The 16,434-nt window shown below is 71.6% G+C and carries 12 protein-coding genes and 1 pseudogene; 10 read left to right on the top strand and 3 right to left on the bottom strand.

Annotated features, from left to right (window positions below):
- Nucleotides 1-77: 77 nt before the first annotated feature.
- Together malQ and G3I60_RS29035 are read right to left on the bottom strand one after the other, a co-directional pair.
- Nucleotides 78-2,144 carry a 4-alpha-glucanotransferase gene (gene malQ / locus G3I60_RS29040; protein ID WP_164607922.1) on the bottom strand — a complete coding sequence of 689 codons (2,067 nt, stop codon included), beginning with the start codon at nt 2,142-2,144 and terminating at the stop codon, nt 78-80.
- A gap of 91 nt (nt 2,145-2,235) precedes the next feature.
- Nucleotides 2,236-3,642 carry an amidase gene (locus G3I60_RS29035; protein ID WP_203674130.1) on the bottom strand — a complete coding sequence of 469 codons (1,407 nt, stop codon included), beginning with the start codon at nt 3,640-3,642 and terminating at the stop codon, nt 2,236-2,238.
- 461 nt (nt 3,643-4,103) lie between these two features.
- On the opposite strand from G3I60_RS29035, the pseudogene G3I60_RS45745 reads away from it, so the two are divergent.
- Nucleotides 4,104-4,604: pseudogene (locus tag G3I60_RS45745) on the top strand (discoidin domain-containing protein); the annotation flags it as partial.
- Between the two features lie 145 nt (nt 4,605-4,749).
- Here the strand turns inward: G3I60_RS45745 and G3I60_RS29025 are convergent.
- Complete coding sequence (locus G3I60_RS29025; RefSeq protein ID WP_138355113.1) at nt 4,750-5,286, bottom strand: HNH endonuclease; 537 nt, start codon at nt 5,284-5,286, stop codon at nt 4,750-4,752.
- Between the two features lie 233 nt (nt 5,287-5,519).
- Between G3I60_RS29025 and G3I60_RS29020 the strand changes: the two genes are divergently transcribed.
- From G3I60_RS29020 to G3I60_RS28980, 9 genes are all read left to right on the top strand, one after another.
- Nucleotides 5,520-6,587: a mechanosensitive ion channel family protein gene (locus G3I60_RS29020; protein WP_138355112.1), complete on the top strand. Its 1,068-nt coding sequence runs from the start codon at nt 5,520-5,522 to the stop codon at nt 6,585-6,587.
- Between the two features lie 200 nt (nt 6,588-6,787).
- Nucleotides 6,788-8,026: an ROK family transcriptional regulator gene (locus G3I60_RS29015; RefSeq protein WP_138355111.1), complete on the top strand. Its 1,239-nt coding sequence runs from the start codon at nt 6,788-6,790 to the stop codon at nt 8,024-8,026.
- Nucleotides 8,027-8,183: 157 nt separating this feature from the next.
- Nucleotides 8,184-9,512, top strand: coding sequence for an extracellular solute-binding protein (locus G3I60_RS29010; protein ID WP_138355110.1), 1,329 nt, complete (start codon nt 8,184-8,186; stop codon nt 9,510-9,512).
- Nucleotides 9,512-10,459 carry a carbohydrate ABC transporter permease gene (locus G3I60_RS29005; RefSeq protein ID WP_138355109.1) on the top strand — a complete coding sequence of 316 codons (948 nt, stop codon included), beginning with the start codon at nt 9,512-9,514 and terminating at the stop codon, nt 10,457-10,459. The genes G3I60_RS29010 and G3I60_RS29005 overlap by 1 nt, the downstream gene beginning before the upstream one ends.
- Nucleotides 10,460-10,464: 5 nt before the next feature.
- Nucleotides 10,465-11,370 (top strand): carbohydrate ABC transporter permease, encoded by a 906-nt coding sequence (locus tag G3I60_RS29000; RefSeq protein ID WP_138355108.1) that lies wholly within the window; start codon nt 10,465-10,467, stop codon nt 11,368-11,370.
- Nucleotides 11,367-12,629: a 6-phospho-beta-glucosidase gene (locus G3I60_RS28995; RefSeq protein WP_138355107.1), complete on the top strand. Its 1,263-nt coding sequence runs from the start codon at nt 11,367-11,369 to the stop codon at nt 12,627-12,629. Before G3I60_RS29000 ends, G3I60_RS28995 begins: the two co-directional genes overlap by 4 nt.
- Nucleotides 12,620-13,618: a BadF/BadG/BcrA/BcrD ATPase family protein gene (locus tag G3I60_RS28990; protein WP_164295708.1), complete on the top strand. Its 999-nt coding sequence runs from the start codon at nt 12,620-12,622 to the stop codon at nt 13,616-13,618. Before G3I60_RS28995 ends, G3I60_RS28990 begins: the two co-directional genes overlap by 10 nt.
- 245 nt (nt 13,619-13,863) lie before the next feature.
- Nucleotides 13,864-15,312: a hypothetical protein gene (locus G3I60_RS28985; RefSeq protein WP_164607920.1), complete on the top strand. Its 1,449-nt coding sequence runs from the start codon at nt 13,864-13,866 to the stop codon at nt 15,310-15,312.
- 38 nt (nt 15,313-15,350) lie between these two features.
- A complete protein-coding gene (locus G3I60_RS28980) occupies nt 15,351-16,358 on the top strand; it encodes a glutamate ABC transporter substrate-binding protein (protein ID WP_164607918.1) in 1,008 nt (335 codons plus the stop codon).
- The last annotated feature ends 76 nt before the right edge of the window (nt 16,359-16,434 follow it).

Genomic DNA, 16,434 nt, shown 5'->3' with positions numbered 1-16,434 from the left:
GGGGTGTCCTTATGGGGGTCCTTGCCCATGTCTTTACGCGCCCATGTCCCTGCGACCTGCGGCAACGGCAGACAGCGTTACTCAGGGCCGGTCTCCGGACCGGCCGCCAGCGCGGCCCGTACCTCGTCCAGCAGCGCGTGCAGCCGCGGCGATCCGGCCAGCTGCTCCAGCGTGACCGGCCGGCCCGCCGCGTCGGCCACCGGCAGCCGCCAGTTCGGGTACTGGTCCCAGGTGCCCGGCAGGTTCTGCGGGCGGCGGTCGCCGACCGCGTCCGGCAGCCAGACGCCGACCATCGCCGCCGGGGTGCGCGCCAGGAACCGGTGGACGGCCTTGACGACGGCCTCCTCGTCGGCCGCCCCCTCCGGCAGCAGCCCCAGCCGGCCGAGCAGCGCGATCCACTCCGCGACCTCCGCCGCGTCCTCCGCCTGCTCCTCGGCCAGCGGCCGGGTCAGCAGCCCCAGCCGGTAGCGCAGCTCGACGTGCTCGCCCGTCAGCCGGGCGGCCGTGCTGGGCAGATCGTGCGTGGTGACGGTGGCCAGACAGGCCGGCCGCCACGCCTCCGGCGCCAGCGGCTTGCCGTCCCCGTCGTGGTTCCGCTCGAACCACAGCACCGACGTGCCGAGGATGCCGCGGTCGGACAGCTCCTCCCTGACCCCGTTCTCCACCGTCCCCAGGTCCTCGCCGATCACCACCGCGCCCGCCCGGTGCGCCTCCAGGGCGAGCACTCCGAGCATCGCCTCCGCGTCGTACCGGACATAGGCGCCCTCGGTCGGCGGCCGGCCCTCCGGCACCCACCACAGCCGGAACAGCCCCATCACATGGTCGATCCGCAGCGCCCCCGCATGCCGCAGCAGCCGGCTCAGCAGATCCCGGTACGGGGTGTACCCGGTGGCCGCCAGCGCGTCCGGCCGCCAGGGCGGCAGGCCCCAGTCCTGGCCGCGCGAGTTGAACGCGTCCGGCGGTGCGCCCACCGACATGCCCCGCGCCAGCGCGTCCTGCATCGCCCATGCGTCCGAACCCGACGGATGCACCCCGACGGCCAGGTCGTGCACGATCCCGATCGGCATCCCGGCGGCGCGCGCCGCCGCCTGTGCCGCGCCCAGCTGATCATCCGTCAGCCAGGTGAGCCAGCAGTAGAAGTCCACCCGGTCGAGCAGCTCGCTGCGTGCCCGCGCGACCTGCGGGGACCGCGGATCGCGCAGCCCGGCGGGCCACGCGTGCCAATCCGGACCGTGCACCTCCGCGAGCGCACACCAGGTGGCGTGATCGTCCAGCGACTGTCCCTGCTCGGCCAGGAAGTCGGCGTACCCGGCCCGGCGCCCCGGCTGCAGCGGCACCTTCCGCACCAGCCCCAGCGCCTCCAGCTTCAGCTCCCACACCGCGTCCCGGTCGATCAGCGCGTCCTTGTACAGCACGCCCGCCCGCAGCGCCGCCTGCCGGCCGGCCAGCTCCACGGCCTGCACCCGGTCGTCCGGCGCCAGATACGCGTACTCCGGGATGTCCTCGACCCGCAGATACACCGGATCGGGGAACCGCCGGGACGACGGACGGTACGGCGAGGGATCCGTCGGCCGCCCCGGCACCGCGATGTGCAGCGGATTGATCTGCAGGAACCCGGCCCCCAGCGCCCGCCCCGACCAGGCCGCCAGATCCGCGAGATCGCCGAGATCGCCCATCCCCCAGGAGCGCTCCGACAGCGTCGAGTAGAGCTGCGCCATGAAGCCGAACGTGCGCCCCGGCGGACCCGGCAGCCGCTCGGGCGCGATCACCAGATCGGCCCGCGCCGTCCGCCCGTCCAGCGCGGTCGCCCGCACCACGTGCCGGCCGAGCGGAATCCGCTCCCAGTCACCGGCGTCGAACACCTCGCCCGACTCCGCCTCGATCAGCACCCGGGTCCCCTCGGGGAGCCCGAGCGGCAGCGGCCGGCCGGTCCGCACCACCGTGCACGGAGGCAGCAGCCGCTGCCGGTCGCGGTGCTCGTACGCGGCCAGCGCGTCCCGCACCGCCTGCGGCGTCGAGGCGTCCACCCCCAGCGCGGCCAGCACGGCCACCACCGTCTCCTCCGGCACCCGGACCTCCCGGTCGGGCCCAGGGCGGTACGTCGTGTCCACGCCGTGCAGCGCGGCCAGCCGCTCCCGGTCCATCGGGCCTCCAAGATCACAGTGCGGGGTGGGGGTCACCCCAGCCTTACCCCACCGGACACCCCGTCAGACGCCGCCACCCCGCCCGGCACCGCTACCAAACCACCGGCCGCCGCTCCCGCCACGGCGCCGCCGCCTCCACCTGGGCCGCGAGCGCCAGCAGCGGGCCCTCCGCACCGTGCGCCGCGCCGAGCATCATCCCGACCGGCAGCCCGCCGTCCGTCCACTCCACCGGCAACGACACCGCCGGCAGCCCCGCGATGTTCCACGCGCCCGTGAACGGCGTGAACGCGTACTGCGCCGCGAAATCCGCCGCCGGATCCGCGTCGTCGCGCAACGCCCCCACCGGCTGCGGCAGCTGGGCCAGCGTCGGCGTCAGCACCGCGTCGAACGGTGCCACCGCCGCCGCGAACTTCCGCCCCACCACCTGCATCGCCCCCAGCGCCGTCGCGAACCGCTCCCCCGAAGCCGTCCGGCCGCGCTCCCGCAGCCACCGCGTCAACGGCATCAACTCGCCCTCCCGCTCCGCGGGAACCGGCGCCAGCAGCGCCATCACCTCCCACACCGGATCGAACGACCCGTGGTCCCCGGGCCCGAGCGGCTGTTCGACGTCCACCACCTCGTGGCCCAGCCCCGCCAGCAGCGCCGACGTCCGCTCGTACGCCGCCAGCACCACCGGATCCACCGGCACATCGACATCGGGCCGCGCCCACCGCCCGATCCGCAACCGCCGCGGCTCCCGCTCGCACCACTCCAGGAACGACGTCCCCGACGCCGCCAGCGGCACCGGATCCCCGGGCACCGGCCCCGCCATCACATCCAGCAGCGCCGCGGTGTCCCGCACGTTCCGCGCGATCGGCCCCGTCTCCGCCAGCCCCGTCACATCCCCGTACGGCGCCGGGCTCACCCGCCCCCGGCTCGGCTTCAGCCCCACCACCCCGCAGCAGCTCGCCGGGATGCGGATCGACCCCCCGCCGTCGCTCCCGTGCGCGGCGGGCGCCAGCCCGGCGGCCACGGCGGCCGCCGCTCCCCCGCTCGACCCGCCGGCCATCAGCGCCGTGTCGTACGGGCTCCTCGCCGGAGGGGCCACCCGGCCCTCGGTGTACGCCGGCAGCCCGAACTCGGGCGTGTTCGTCTTCCCGAGCAGCACGGTCCCGGCGGCCCGCAGCAGATCCCCGACGTGCGTCCCCGACTCGGCGACCTGGTCCGCGAACACCGCCGACCCCGCCGTCCACCGCACCCCCGCCACCGGCGTCAGATCCTTCACCGGCACCGGTACCCCCAACAACGGCGGCAGCACCCCACCCTCCGCCAACCGCCGCTCCGCCCGCCGCGCGTCCTCGAGCGCACGCTCGGGCGTCACGGTCACATACGCCCCGACGGCATCGTTCAGCCGGTCGATCCGCCCGAGGTAATGCCGCGCCAACTCCGTTGGCGAGAGAATCCTGTCCCGGACCGCGGCGGCCTGCTGCAGCATCGTCAACTCATGAGGTTCGCCCATCCGGGCAGGTTAGTTCGGTACCGGCGGAAGCACGGGTACGCCGGCCCGTGCGAGCCGCTTCCGCCTACGGCGGGCTGTTCCCCACCCACCCGCCCTCTTCGCCTCACGGCGGGGCTCGGCCGCCCCGGGACGGCCGTTGCGCCACGCACCCGGCGGGGGTTGCGGGTACGCGGGCGCCAGCGGCACCGTTGCGCCTGCGGCGGGCTGTTCCCCACCCACCCGCCCCGTCTACGCCTACCGGCGGGGTGGGGCGGCGCCCGCGTGCACCGGGACCGGGCCACGGAGGTCAGCGAGCCGGTGGGCCGACGGGCTGGGGGGCGACCGGAGGGGCAGTGGCCGGCGCTTTACGCCTACCGGCGGGGTGGGGCGGCGCCCGCGTGGAGGTGCCCGCCTCCGTCGTGGTGCGGCGCGGCGCGGCCCCGGTCGAGCCGGTGCGCGTGTCGGTGCCGCCGGGTTCCGCGCCGGGCGGGTACTCCATCCCGGTGCGTTTCACGGTGGACGGCCGTTCGGCCGAGCAGCGGATCACCGTACGGGCCCGCCCGCGGACCGGCGGCCCGGACCTGGTCAGGGGCGCGCGGGCGATGTCCTCCGGGGACGAGACCCCGGACTTCCCGGCCGCGGCGATCGCCGACGGCGACCCGGAAACCCGCTGGTCATCGCCGGTGTAGGACGATGCCTGGGTCCAGCTGGAGCTGACCGCGCCGGCCCGGGTGGGCCGGGTGCTGCTGCACTGGCAGGACGCGTACGCCGCCCGCTACGAGGTGCGGACCTCGGCCGATGGGGTGACATCGCACACCGCGGCGACCGTGCGCGACGGCAAAGGCGGTACCGAGTCGGTCCGCCTGGACGACGCGTCCGCCCCCTGGGCGGGGGCGAAGTTCCTGCGGGTCCACGGCGTGCAGCGCGCGACGAAGTACAGCTACAGCCCGTTCGGGGTGGAGGCCTACGCCGTCCTGCCGTGACCAGCCCACGCGAGACGGGCGCCCGACGACCGGGGGCCGACGACCACGACGCAGCAAGGTGCCGGCCGGGCCGAGCCCGGTCGGCACCATCACCGCCGAAACAACCAGCCTCGCATCCGCCTCCGCAGACACGAAAGCCCGGATATCAGGCAGAGATGCCGTCAATCCGGGCCAGGGCGTCGTCCGCGCCGAATGGTTGCAGGTACGGCAGCCAGCGCGGGTCTCTGTGTCCCGTTCCGATGATCCGCCAGGCCAGGCCCGCCGGTGGTGCGGGTGTATGGCGCAGCCGCCACCCCAGCTCCGCGACATGGCGGTCCGCCTTGACGTGGTTGCAGCGTCTGCACGCGGCGACGACGTTCTCCCAGGCGTGCTGACCGCCGCGGCTGCGCGGGATGACGTGGTCGACGCTGGTTGCGGCGGCTCCGCAGTACGCGCACTTGCCGCCGTCGCGGGCGAAGAGTGCCCTACGGGTCAGCGGGACGGTGCCTCGAAAGGGGACTCGCACAAATTTGGTGAGTTTGACGACACTGGGCGCCGGAAGAGCGCAGGACTCGCTGTGCAGATAGGCGCCGGTTTCCTCGAGGCACACGGCCTTCTTGTTCAGTACGAGGACAAGCGCACGGCGGAGCGGTACGACGCCGAGCGGCTCGTACGACGCGTTGAGGACCAGGACATGCGGCACGGGTGCCTCCTTATACGCCGGCGGCGCGTGGCTCGCGCCGGGACGATCTGCCCTCAGTCTCTCCGGAAGCCGGGTGGCGGCGCCACCATGACCAGGTAACGGACTCAGGGTGTTTTCGACCACACTCCTTTACTTCCCCACCTTTCGGGCTGTTGGCCCTCGAACATGGCAACGAGGCATATCCGTTAGCCCGTTAGTGTGGAGGGTCTGTCCCACAACGGAGGTTTTCCACCGTGTCCACCCCCGCACCGTCCCCGAGTGCTCCTGCAACCAGCTTCGACGACGCCCAGAAATCCGCGACCGAGGCCGCGGGCTGGGTCGAGGCCAACTGGGCGGACTGGCTCGGCGCGGGCCTGAGAATTCTGCTGATCATCGTCATCGCGCTGGTGCTGCGCGGTCTGGTCCGGCGGACCATCAGCAAGCTGATCGACCGCATGAACCGGGGCGTGGAGGTCGCGCAGGGCACCACCCTGGGCGGGCTGCTGGTCGTCAACGCGGAGCGGCGCAAGCAGCGCAGCGAGGCGATCGGGTCGGTGCTGCGCAGCATCGCCTCGTTCACCATCCTGGGCACCGCGGCGCTGACCGTGCTGTCGGTGCTGCAGATCAACCTGGCGCCGCTGCTGGCGAGCGCCGGGGTCGCGGGTGTCGCGATCGGTTTCGGTGCCAGGAACCTGGTGACGGACTTCCTGTCCGGCGTTTTCATGATCCTTGAGGACCAGTACGGCGTGGGTGACGTCATCGACGCCGGGGTGGCCAGCGGCACGGTGATCGAGGTCGGGCTGCGGGTGACGAAGCTGCGCGGCGACAACGGTGAGATCTGGTACGTCCGCAACGGCGAGGTCAAGCGGATCGGCAACCTGAGCCAGGGCTGGGCGACGGCCGTGGTGGACGTCCAGGTCGGCTACGCGCAGGATCTGGACCGGGCACGCGCGGTGATCGAGGCCGCCGCCGAGGACATGGCGAAGACCGATCCGTGGGACGAGGCGCTGTGGGAGCCGGTGCAGGTGCTGGGCCTGGAGTCGGTGAGCGCGGACTCGGTGGTGATCCAGGCGCAGGCCAGGACGATGCCGGGCAAGGCCACGGCGGTCGCGCGGGAGCTTCGCTGGCGGATCAAGCGGGCCTTCGACGAGGCGGGCATCACGATCGTCGGCGGGACCCCGACCGCGGCCGTGGACGACACGGGTGTGCCGGCCGACCCGATGGTGGCGGTGGCGGCCCCTTCGGCGCACTCCAACCCGGATTCACCGCAGGCGCTGGCGGCCCGTCCGGTGCCCTCGCAGGGGGCGGAAGGCGCCAAGTAGCCAGGCGCCCCTTGGGTCTCCTCCTTTCGGCGGTCTTGACAACTGCCGCCTCCGGCCTCTGGCGCACTGCGCCGGAGGCCGCTTTCATGGAGGTAACGCTTTGGTCGACCTGTGGCCGAGCCCCCTTGACGCTCCGCCGAAAGCGGGCCTACCTTTCGTTTCACCAATAGGAAAGTTTCCTAACAGTGAACTGAGGGAGGATGGCGCGCATGGCTGGCACCCCTGGAACCCCGCGCGTACTGCGCGCCATGAACGACCGCGCGGCGCTCGATCTCCTGCTGGAGCACGGGCCCCTGTCGCGAACCCGGATCGGTAAGCTCACCGGCCTCTCCAAGCCGACCGCCTCCCAGCTGCTGGCGCGGCTCGAAGCGGCCGGACTGGTACTGGCGACCGGCACCACGGCCGGCCGGCCCGGGCCCAACGCCCAGCTGTACTCGGTGAACCCGGCCGCGGCGCATGTCGCGGGGCTGGACGTGACACCGATACGGATCAAGGCAGCCGTCGCGGACATCACCGGCCGTACCGTCGGCGAGTTCGAGCTGCCGACCCCGGGCCGCCGCGCGCAGGGCACCGTCGAGCAGGTCGTACAGGCGGTGGACGAGGCGGCCAAGGCCGCCGGGCTGAACCGCTCGGACCTGCACCGGGTCGTGATCGGCACGCCCGGCGCCTTCGACCCGAGCACCGGCCGGCTGCGCTACGCCAGCCATCTCCCGGGCTGGCACTCCACCACGCTGCTCGACGAACTGGCCGCCGCGCTCGCCGTACCGCTGGAGTACGACAACGACGTGAATCTCGCCGCGGTCGCCGAGCAGCGGGTCGGCGCCGCCCGTGACCACGAGGACTTCGTCCTGCTGTGGAACGAGGAGGGCATCGGCGCCGCCATCGTCATCGGCGGCCGGCTGCACCGCGGCTGGACCGGCGGCGCCGGCGAGGTCGGCTTCCTGCCGGTGCCGGGCACGCCGCTCGTACGGCACGTGACCAAGGCCAACAACGGCGGCTTCCAGGAACTGGCCGGCTGCGACGCGGTAGTGCGCGTCGCGCGGGAACTCGGCCTCACCCCGGTCAGCGGGGCCCCGCTCGCGGATCTGGCCGCCACGCTGCTCGCCGAGGCGGTGCGGTCCGCGGAGACGGCCGAACGCGACGGCACCCCGGACACCGGGCCGCACGCCGAGCTGCTGGCGCGGATCGCCACCGGGCTGGCCACCGGCCTGGCCTCGATGGTCGCCGTCCTCGACCCGGAACTCATCGTCCTCACCGGCAGCGTGATCGTCGCCGGCGGGGAGCACCTCCGTGCCCTCATCCAGGCCGAACTGGCGGAACTCGCCGTGCCCAGGCCTCGGTTGGTGATCGGCGCGGTGCAGGAACACCCCGTCCTGTGCGGGGCGCTGCAGAGCGCCCTCGCCACCACACGCGACGAGGTGTTCGACACCTCGCGCTGACCCCCGCTCCCCCGCCGACCACCCCTCGACGCACCACACCCCGCACCCACACACCACAGCGTCACCGTTCCGGACCGGCCCCGACAGCCGGCCCGTTGGCTCCGCACACCCTTCGCCCGCCCGTCAACGACCCCTCTCATCCCCCGGAGGAAGCGCAGTGTCCCGTACCAAGAAGGTGGCCGCCGCCGTCGCGGCCACGGCCGCGATAACGCTGTTCGCGAGCGCCTGTACCAGCCAGAGCACCACCCAGGCGAACGATGACGCCACCAAGGACGTCACCATCACCTTCTGGCACGGGTGGACCGCTCCCAACGAGCTCAAGGCGATCAACGACAACGTCGCCCGCTTCGAGAAGGCGCACCCGAACATCCACGTCAAGGTGCAGGCCAACATCACCGACGACAAGATCAACCAGGCGGTGCGGGCCGGCGGCGCCACCGCCCCCGACGTCGTGTCGTCCTTCACCACCGACAACGTCGGCAAGTTCTGCTCCTCGGGCGCGTTCGCCGACCTGGCGCCGTTCCTGAAGAAGGACAACATCGACCCGGCGAAGGTCTTCCCGAAGCCGATGCTCGAGTACACCCAGTTCCAGGGCAAGCGCTGCACGCTGCCGCTGCTCGGCGACGTCTACGCCCTCTACTACAGCCAGAAGGCCTTCAGGGAGGCCGGCATCGCCGGCCCGCCGAAGACCCTGTCGGAGTTCAAGGCCGACGCGGTGAAGCTGACGAAGTCCAGCGGTGCCTCGTACTCCCAGCTGGGCTTCATGCCCAACTTCCACGGCTACGAGTCCACTCCCGGCCACTTCGCCGCCCAGTGGGGCGCCAAGTACTTCGACGCCAGTGGCAAGGCCCAGCTCGCCAAGGACAAGGGCTTCGCGGAGATGCTCACCTGGCAGCGGGACATGGTGAAGTCCCTCGGCGGCTTCGACAAGCTGGAGAAGTACCGCAACACCTTCGGTGACGAGTTCGGCGCCAAGAACCCGCTGCACACCGGCCAGGTCGCGATGGGCATCGACGGCGAGTGGCGGCTGGGCATGGCCAAGGAAGCCAACGCGACCTCCGACCTCGCCGTGGCGCCGTTCCCGGTCCCGGACGACCAGGCCGACACCTACGGCCGCGGCTACCTCTCCGGCACCATCGTCGGCGTCGCCAACACCAGCTCGAAGAAGAACGCCTCGTGGGAGCTGGTCAAGTTCATGACCACCGACACCCAGGCCGTCGTGTCGTTCGCCAACGCCATCCACAACGTGCCGTCGACGTTCGAGGCGCAGAAGTCCCCCGAGCTGACCGGTGTCCCGAAGGTCTTCCTCGACATCGCCCAGAACCAGTACAGCAACACCACCCCGGCCAGCCTCAACGGTGGCGCCTACCAGGTGACGCTGCAGGACTTCGGATACGCCTTCGAGTCCGGTAAGAAGACGGATGTCCAGGCCGGTCTGCAGGGTGTCGACGCTCAGGTCGACAAGGACATCGCGCAGGCCAAGTGATGACGACCATCCATCCCCTGCTCAAGGCGAAGCGCAGGAAATCGACCCTCCGCACCCTCGGCTTCCTCTCGCCGTGGCTGATCGGCTTCACCGTCTTCTTCGTCTACCCGCTGCTGTCGACCGTCTACTTCTCCTTCATGCAGTACGACGGGTTCAACCCCCCGACGTTCGCGGGATTCAAGAACTGGTCGTACGTCTTCAACGACTACCCCCTGTTCTGGCCGTCGCTGCGGAACACCCTGTGGCTGGTCATCGTCATGGTGACGCTGCGGGTGGTCTTCGGACTCGGCATCGGTCTGCTGATCACCAAGATCAAGACCGGCGCGGGCTTCTTCCGCACGGCGTTCTACCTGCCGTACCTGGCCCCGCCGGTCGCCGCCACCATGGCGTTCGTCTTCCTGCTCAACCCGGGCACCGGACCGGTCAACCACATCCTGGACTCGGTGGGCATCCCGACCACGGGCTGGTTCACCGATCCGGCGTGGTCCAAGCCGGCGCTGACCATCCTGGCCGTGTGGGGCATCGGTGACCTCATGGTCATCTTCATGGCCGCGCTGCTCGACGTACCGAAGGACCAGTACGAGGCGGCCGAGCTGGACGGCGCGGGCGCGTGGGCTCGGTTCCGCTTCGTCACGTTGCCCAACATCTCGCCGATCATCATGTTCGCGGTGGTCACGGGCGTCATCCAGACCATGCAGTACTACACACAGCCACTGGTCGCGGGGAAGATCGCGTCCGGCATCATCGGCAACTCGGGCCAGCAGCTCGAGCCCGGTTACCCGGACAAGTCGACCCTGACCCTGCCCCAGCTCGTGTACAACCTGGGCTTCCAGCGCTTCGACTACGGCTCCGCCTGCGTGATCGCGCTGGTGCTCTTCGTCCTGGCGATGGCGTTCACGGCGCTGCTCATGCGACGCCGCAACGGCTTCCTGTCGGCGGAGGACTGATCACCATGACCCACGCAACTCTCGCCCCGCCGGCCCAGGCACCGGCCCCGCACGCCACCGCGGTGGCGGCCAGACGGACCGCGAAGCGCAAGGACGTACTGCACTGGATCGCGGTGCACTCGCTCGGCCTCGCGGCGGCGCTGTTCTTCGTCCTGCCGTTCGTCTTCGTCTTCCTGACGGCCGTGATGAGCGACAACCAGGCGCTCAGCCGCGACCTGTGGCCGCACGACTGGCAGTGGAGCAACTTCCGGCAGGTCTGGGACACCCCGGGCTTCCTCACCTGGTGGCGCAACACCCTGGTGTACGCGGTGTCCGGCACGGTGCTGACCGTCGTGTCCAGCCTGCCCGTCGCCTACGCGCTCGCGAAGTTCCGCTTCCGCGGCCGCAATCTGGTGATGGTGCTGGTCATCTCGACGATGATGCTGCCGCCCCAGGTCATCATCATTCCGATGTACCTGTTCTGGACCCGGCAGCTGGGCATGGACGGGACGCTCTACCCGCTCATCATCCCGATGGCGTTCGGTGACGCGTTCACCATCTTCCTGCTGCGGCAGTTCCTGCTGACGATCCCGAAGGAGTACACGGAGGCCGCCAAGGTCGACGGCTGCGGCGAGCTGCGCACGCTCCTCACCGTGATCGTGCCGATGATCAAGCCGGCGATCGCCGCCGTGGGGCTGTTCCAGTTCTTCTACTGCTGGAACGACTACTTCGGCCCGCAGATCTACGCCAGCTCCAACTCGGCCGCCTGGACCCTCAGCTACGGCCTGGAATCGTTCAAGGGCGCTCACCACACCAACTGGAATCTCACGATGGCCGCCACCGTTCTGGTGATGGCTCCCGTGATCGTGGTCTTCTTCTTCGCCCAAAAGGCCTTCATCGAAGGCGTGACCCTGACTGGAGTCAAGGGATGAAACTGGCAGTTGTCGGCGGTGGCTCGACCTACACCCCCGAACTCATCGACGGTTTCGCGCGGTTGCGCGACACGCTGCCGATCGAGGAGCTGGTGCTGGTCGACCCGGCCGCCGAGCGCCTCGAACTCGTCGGCGGACTCGCCCGGCGGATCTTCGCCAAGCAGGGACATCCCGGAAAGGTCACCACCACCGCGAACCTGGAGGCCGGCGTCGCCGGCGCCGACGCGGTACTGCTGCAGCTGCGCATCGGCGGACAGGCCGCGCGCAACCAGGACGAGACCTGGCCGCTGGAGTGCGGCTGCGTCGGCCAGGAGACCACCGGGGCCGGCGGTCTCGCCAAGGCGCTGCGCACCGTCCCGGTCGTGCTCGACATCGCCGAGCGGGTCCGCAGGGCGGCGCCCGACGCCTGGATCATCGACTTCACCAACCCCGTCGGCATCGTGACCCGCGCCCTGCTGCAGGCCGGCCACAAGGCCGTCGGCCTGTGCAACGTCGCGATCGGCTTCCAGCGGAAGTTCGCCGCCTTCCTCGACGTGGCCCCCGACGCCGTCCACCTGGACCACGTCGGCCTCAACCACCTCACCTGGGAGCGCGGGGTGCGCCTCGGCGGCCCCACCGGCGAGGACCTGCTGCCCAAGCTGCTCGCCGAGCACGGCGACGCCATCGCCGAGGACCTCCGCCTGCCGCGGGTGATCCTGGACCGGCTCGGCGTCGTCCCCTCGTACTACCTGCGGTACTTCTACGCGCACGACGAGGTGGTGCGCGAGCAGAAGATCAAGCCGTCGCGGGCCTCCGAGGTCGCGGCGATGGAGAAGCAGCTGCTGGAGATGTACGGCGACCCGACGCTGGACGAGAAGCCGGAGCTGCTCTCGAAGCGCGGCGGCGCCTTCTACTCCGAGGCGGCGGTGGCCCTGGCCTCCTCCCTGCTGCGGAACACCGGCGACATCCAGGTCGTGAACACGTACAACAACGGGACCCTGCCGTTCCTCCCGGACGACGCGGTGATCGAGGTACCGGCGACGGTGGACGGCTCCGGCACCAAGCCGCTGCCCGTCGCCCCGCTGGACCCGCTGTACGCGGGCCTGATCGCCAACGTCACCGCCTACGAGGACCTCGCCCTGGAGGCCGCGATCCACGGCGGCCGGGACCGGGTGTTCAAGGCACTGCTGTCGCACCCGCTCATCGGCCAGTACGAGTATGCCGAAGCGCTGACCGACAGTCTCGTCGCGCACAACCGGGAGCACCTCGCGTGGGCCTGAACGAACCGCTCGTGCCGGGTGGCGTCCTCGCCATCGACGCGGGCAACAGCAAGACCGACGTGGCGATCGTGGCCGCCGACGGGACGGTGCTCGGCACCGCCCGCGGCGGCGGCTTCCAGCCGCCGGTCGTCGGTGTCGACGCGGCCGTCGCGGCCCTGGCGGCCATCGTCGGCCGGGCCGCCGCCGAGGCCGGCCTGACCCTCGGCGAGCGCCCGCTGACCGAGCACACCTCGGCCTGTCTGGCCAACGCCGACCTGCCCGTGGAGGAGCAGCAGCTCGAACTGGCCGTGCACGCGCAGGGCTGGAGCCTGAGCACCCGGGTCGCCAACGACACGTTCGCGATACTGCGCGCGGGCGTCGACGAGCCGCGCGGCGTCGCGGTGGTGTGCGGCGCGGGCATCAACTGCGTCGGCATGCTGCCGGACGGCCGGACGGCCCGCTTCCCGGCGATCGGCAAGATATCCGGCGACTGGGGAGGCGGATCGGGTCTGGCGGAGGAGGCCCTGTTCCATGCCGCACGGGCCGAGGACGGCCGCGGCGGCCCCACCGAACTGGCCGTCGCGCTGCCCGCGCACTTCGGCCTCACCTCGATGTACGCGCTGATCGAGGCGCTGCACCTGGAGCACATCCCGCCGTCCCGCAAGTACGAGCTGACGCCCGTGCTGTTCCGCACCGCGGACGGGGGCGATCCGGTGGCCCGGGAGATCGTCAGCCGGCAGGCCGACGAGATCGTCGCGCTGGCGAGCGTGGCGCTGGGGCGGCTCGGTCTGCTCGACGAGGAGGCCGACGTGGTGCTCGGCGGCGGTGTCATGGCGGCCGGGAATCCGACCCTGATGGACGCCATCTCGGAGCGCCTCACCGCCCGCGCGCCGAAGGCCGTCACCCGTGTGGTGAGCGCCGCCCCGGTGCTGGGCGCGGCGCTGCTCGGCCTGGACCACGTCGCCGCGGAACCCGCGGTGCACGCCAGGCTGCGCGCGCACTACGCGTAGTGCCGTACCCGAACGCCGGACGGGCCCGTTCCACGGGCCCGTCCGGCTTTTCACGGGTGCCCCCGGAACCGGGCGCGGGTCCCGGGCGTGATGGGATACGGGTGAAGTTCGTACGGCAGGGCCGCATAGCGGGCAGTTCGCGCAAGATCCACGCAATCCCTAGGTGGATGACACCGCGTACGGCCATACTGCTGGCCAAGAGCTTGACTGCCGTGCGCAGGGGAGTTGTTCCGGGGGAGGGTTCAGTGACACAAACGCCGACGGGGAGCGGAATCCCGGCCGCGCAGGGCTACGGTGCCCCGCCCGCGCCGCGCGTTCCCCAGCCGCCCGCGAGGCCGCCGGCCCCGCCGCCACGGCGGCGGGCCTGGAGCGAGGGCGCGGACCGGCTGCGGGCCGCCGCGACGACCGAGCCCGGCCGGCTGCGGATCATCGGCGCGGTACTGGCCGTGCTGGTCGTGGCGTTCGGGGCGGTGACGGCGTGGCAGATCACCGACCGCGCGTCGGCGGCGAGCGACGTGGTCAACCACAGCGCCCCGCTGAGCGCCAAGGCCGCCGAGATCTACCGGTCGCTGGCGGACGCGGACACCACCGCCTCCGGCGGCTTCCTCATCGGCGGCCAGCAGCCGAAGTCCGTCACGGACCGGTACGACAACGACCTGCGGACGGCGTCGAAGCTGATCGCCGAGGCGGCCGGGAACGCCCAGGGGTCCGCGACGACCCTGGAGCAGATCTCGCTGCTCAACCAGCAGCTCAAGGGGTACACCGAAGAGGTGGCGCGGGCCGGCGTCAACAACCGGCAGGGCTTCCCCGTCGGCGGCGCCCATCTGCGGTACGCCAACGAGCTGATGCGCCAGGACGGCGGCCTGCTGGACACCGCCGACAAGCTGTACAAGGCCGAGGCGGCCCGGCTCGGCGAGGACTACGGCTCCGCCAAGGCGCTGCCGTGGCTCGCCTGGTCGCTCGGGGCGATCGCGCTCGGCGCCCTGCTGTGGGCCCAGCGCCGCTCGTACCGGCGCACCAACCGTGTCTTCAACCAGGGGATGCTGGCCGCCAGCGCGGCCTCGGTGGTGGTGCTGCTGTGGGCGGTGGTCGGCCACACGGTCGCCGCCTCCCAGCTCGACACGTCGTACGACCATGGGGCGAAGTCGCTGCAGGTGCTCAACAGCGCCCGGATCGGCGTGCTGCAGGCCCGCGGCGACGAGAACCTGACGCTGGTCGCCCGCGGCTCCGGCGCCTCGTACGAGACCAACTTCCAGGGCGGCATGTCGACCCTGGCCGGCAAGGACCCCAAGGGCGTCGGCGGCGAGATGGCGCAGGCCCTGGCGCTCGCGGACGACGAGGCGGGCCGCAGCCCGGTCAACGACGCGATCAAGGGCGTACAGGCCTGGCGGGGCCGGCACACCGCGGCCCGCGCCAGCGACAACGAGGGCAACTACGCGGACGCCGTCGCTCAGGTGATCGGCGGCAAGAACCAACAGGGCGAGGTGGTCACCGCGACCACCGGCCAGTGCTTCGACGTGGTGGACGCCAGCCTGCGCAAGGCCGTCGACCATGAGCAGCAGGAATTCGTACAGGCCGCGAACGACGGCCGCGGGGCGCTGACCGGGCTTCCGGCGGGTGCCGCGCTGCTGGCCGTGCTGGCCGCGGCCGGCGCCGCGCTCGGCATCGGACGCCGGCTGTCGGAGTACCGGTGACCGGGGTGATCGGCCAGGCCGGTGGAGGGAAGCGGACCATGGGCGAGGACACGCCACGGACCCGGCGGACGCGCCGCAGTTGGCGCGGCTGGGGCGGAGTCGCGGGGATGGCGGCCGCCTGCGCGCTGGTCGTCACCGCGGTGGCGGTCCCGCTGCGCGGTGCCGGCGCGGCGGACGGCGCGCGGTCGGCGACGCCCGGCGGCGTGCTGAGCGCCAAGTACGCCTCCACGGACGACACCTGCGACCACCCGGAGGCCAGCGGTCAGCGGCCGTCGACGGTGGACGGTGACGCCGTGCGGCGGATCAAGGAGCACGGCAAGCTCATCGTCGGCGTGGACCAGAACAGCTATCTGTGGGGCTTCCGCGATCCGGCCACCGGCCAGATCACCGGCTTCGACATCGACCTGGTGCGCGCCATAGCCAAGGACATCCTCGGCGACCCGGAGAAGGTCCAGTTCCTGACGGTGCCGACCGACCAGCGCATCCCGATGATCAAGGCAGGGAAGGTGGACATGGTGGTGCGCACCATGACCATCAACTGCTCACGGCTGAAGGACGTGGCGTTCTCCACCGCGTACTTCGAGGCCGGCCAGCAGCTGCTCGTGCCACTGCAGGGCACCACCATCACCGGCTTGGACACCTCCCTCAACGGCCGGACGGTCTGCACCGCGAAGGGCTCCACGGGCGAGACCAAGCTCAAGGAGGACTCGCACGGCGCCAAGGTCGTCCTCGTACCGAACCAGCTGGACTGCCTCGTGCGGCTGCAGCTGAACCTGGTGGACGCGGTGTTCACCGACGACGCGCTGGCGGCCGGCCAGGCCGCGCAGGACCCCTCGGTCCACCTCATCGGCCAGAAGGTCACCACGGAGCCGTACGGGGTGGCCATGAACCTCAGGGACACCGATCTGGTGGCCCGCGTCAACAAGGTGCTGGAGGATTACCGCAGCGGTGGCGTCAACAGCCCCTGGATGCAGGCGTACCGTCATTGGCTGGCCGCCAAGCTGCCGGATGTGACCGGACCGCCCGCACCGCTCTACAAGAACTGAACCACCGGGCCCCCGGGGCCGGGAAGGCCAGGGCCGACCAGCAGGACTGAGCTCCGCACACGACGTGCCGGTTACG

The sequence above is a fragment of the Streptomyces sp. SID13666 genome (assembly GCF_010548325.1).
Taxonomy (GTDB): domain Bacteria; phylum Actinomycetota; class Actinomycetes; order Streptomycetales; family Streptomycetaceae; genus Actinacidiphila; species Actinacidiphila fildesensis.
Note: the sequence above shows the minus strand (reverse complement) of the source record. Positions and strands in the feature narration are given on the sequence as shown.